The organism is Nitrosomonas sp. Is37, assembly GCF_033063275.1.
Taxonomy (GTDB): Bacteria; Pseudomonadota; Gammaproteobacteria; order Burkholderiales; family Nitrosomonadaceae; genus Nitrosomonas.
Genome location: NZ_JAWJYP010000067.1, coordinates 1 through 2,599 on the forward strand (window position 1 = coordinate 1; position 2,599 = coordinate 2,599).

A 2,599-nucleotide genomic window follows, 5' to 3' on the forward strand; every position below is an offset into this window, starting at 1 on the left:
TACGACAAACTAAAGAGAAATTATGAAAGTATGGTTGCCATGGCATGCGGGTATCTGTGGCTACCCGTGTGAAATGTTAACAGACCCTAGTAAATAATAAATTCTTTTCGTTGTTACGTTCTACTGGAAATTTTTTCATCTCTACCAGAATAACTGCATGAAATAACAGAACCTACAGTGTCCATAATAATTGTCCCGGTAATTTATCGGCCAGAGATGAATAGCTGTCGCTTTTATCAATGGCAGATCTGAACTCTTGGAGCTAACTATATGTTCAGTTTTACCTTCAATTATGCCTAAAGCAATAATTTCTCTATTTTTAGCATAGTCTTTTGGATCAAGAAATTCAGAACTTTTAATGATAAAGCGCCCTTCGCTGGGTTTATCTATTTTGGGACGACCATAATAATCTAAAGGATAAAATATTACTTCCATCCAGCTAAAGTTTTCATCATTCTTGACATCCGCAATGACACCACCCCACCGCACTGAAGTATTTTTATAACTTTCAATATCCGCACTTACCTCTGCATATGAAATCTTCGTTATATGTGAATCTTTGAATGCAGGTGGCAGAGTGGAGCAAGCACTTAGCAATAAGCTGATTAAAATCAAATAAAATCTCATAGATGCACCCAAAATATACCAAAAAATGGTTTAGAGATGTTATATGGCAGAATCACAGTAATGATAACTTGATACGTCGATAAGTATATGATCATTTCATATATTTTTTGTTCAATAGTGTTAAAGTCTAAAACTCATTGAGCTCAATTTATCCCGCATTTTTTAATGGAAAATGTGGAATAAAGTCAGGCAGGATAGGCAGCAGTACATTGCTATGTTTTATAACAGTTTACATTCATATCTGAATTATAAGAGTCCAGATCAATTTGAAACTGAATTGATAAAACTGAGAAAATGACTTAACTGAGATTGCCATAGAAAGTTTGACTACATCATGGGAGATTTGCAACTTGTGCAAACGTTGCACAAATTCATCATCTTTGGGAATTATGAGAATCTGGAACGTATCGAAAATTTGAGTTAGTTCGAAATGAAAGTGGGAGAGGAGCAACCTGCCTTCAAGTTTCCTGTGTTGGAAAACCCTTAAGCCATTGTAATAGGTGGATTTTGTTACATTTACTCTCTATTTTTTATCCCGCTTATTGACCATAAAACTTCTTTTTTCCCGTAGATATATTAGAGAGCGTGAGAACTGAAGAAATACCCCAGTCAAAGCCTTTATCCATGCGAATTTTGTGGTTCTCAGAAGATAAAATCTGGAAAAAGGTGCCAGCTAAAACGAAAGGGAGGAAATGAGGAAAGCTGGCACCGTGGGCTAAGAACAGGAATAAACTTAGTATTGATTATTATACAGCTCAATATTACACCCTCATTACTACCTCATGACATCTACCATTTTTGATACCTTGAAATTAGTTAATTGTTTGTTCTATAACTTGCCGCATGGTCTTAGCTGAAAGCTTAATCAAGCGTTCTAAATTTCAATTTATATGTGCCTCTATCAATGCCTGAATTTTAGATATAGCTTAATCTTATAGATTAAGACATAAAAACCGAAAATTTTTGGATAGATTTATAAAAAGTGATTTGGGAGATTTTGTAATGGCATTTTGCATAAGCTTATCTCTGTATTGTCATTCAAGGCGTGTCAGTCAAATAGACGAACTTTGAACTAAAAATAAACCAGGGAGTTCTTTAAATAACTTATCGGCTTAGATCATGGTTCCAAAGGTTTTAGCATCTTTTTAAAGCATCCAAAATAAACACTACTTTTCCTTGATGTATGGTAGTTAGCCTTATCTACGAAATTTGTGGATAAGATTCACATAAAGTTAATTATAAGTTCACAGCTACTACGTAGAATTTCTAGCTCCTTCTATAACAAGTGGAGAAATAGAAATGTCTATGAAATTATCAGTCACTACAGCATTTATGGCGATAAGTGGCGCAGTACCAAAATTTTTAGCACTTTTACCTTTACTTGTATTTACCTTTTTAGCTTCCTGCGCGCAAATGAGCCCATCTATTGCTGCGCAAACAGGAATTGCTCATAACGACCATTATGCGTTGGTAAAACATTACGAGAACTTGGCTAAAGAAACAGAAGTAAAATTACAAAAATATAAAGGTATACTCGAAGAGTACGAGATGCAGCCCTATTACTATGGCAGGCAAGGTCAGGACGTTAGATCACATGTTTCTGCTATTATTCGCGAATACGAGAAAACTTTGAAACAAAGCCAGGGTAATGCGGATCTTTACAGAAAAATGGCAAAGGAACAAGATAATCAAATTAATAAAGTAAAGATTGATCTGAACTATAATTCAATGCAATAAAGTCAGAGTATCTTGGAAAATGCCTTCTGAGAAGGCAGAATACCGAGAGGCCTTCCTCTGAATAGAATACAGCGCTTCAAACTGCTCTTCCACTATAGACTAGTCTATTTTCCCAGTTAGCTGGTACAGCGCATGGTGCTAGTGTCTAATTGCGTAAATAGCTATTGTATTTTTTATTTGACTACCTTTAACTTCAGGCCTACGCCATTTAAACGGTTGGGCATTCTGGTTATGA

Annotated in this window: 2 protein-coding genes; one reads left to right on the forward strand and one right to left on the reverse strand. The window is 35.4% G+C overall.

Annotated elements, in window-relative coordinates:
* Positions 1-141: 141 nt before the first annotated feature.
* Positions 142-615: a Slp family lipoprotein gene (locus R2Q26_RS15245; RefSeq protein ID WP_317537072.1), complete on the reverse strand. Its 474-nt coding sequence runs from the start codon at positions 613-615 to the stop codon at positions 142-144.
* 1,311 nt (positions 616-1,926) lie between these two features.
* Here R2Q26_RS15245 and R2Q26_RS15250 point away from each other — a divergent pair.
* Positions 1,927-2,364, forward strand: a complete 438-nt coding sequence (locus R2Q26_RS15250; protein WP_317537073.1) for a hypothetical protein — start codon at positions 1,927-1,929, stop codon at positions 2,362-2,364.
* Positions 2,365-2,599: the final 235 nt, after the last annotated feature.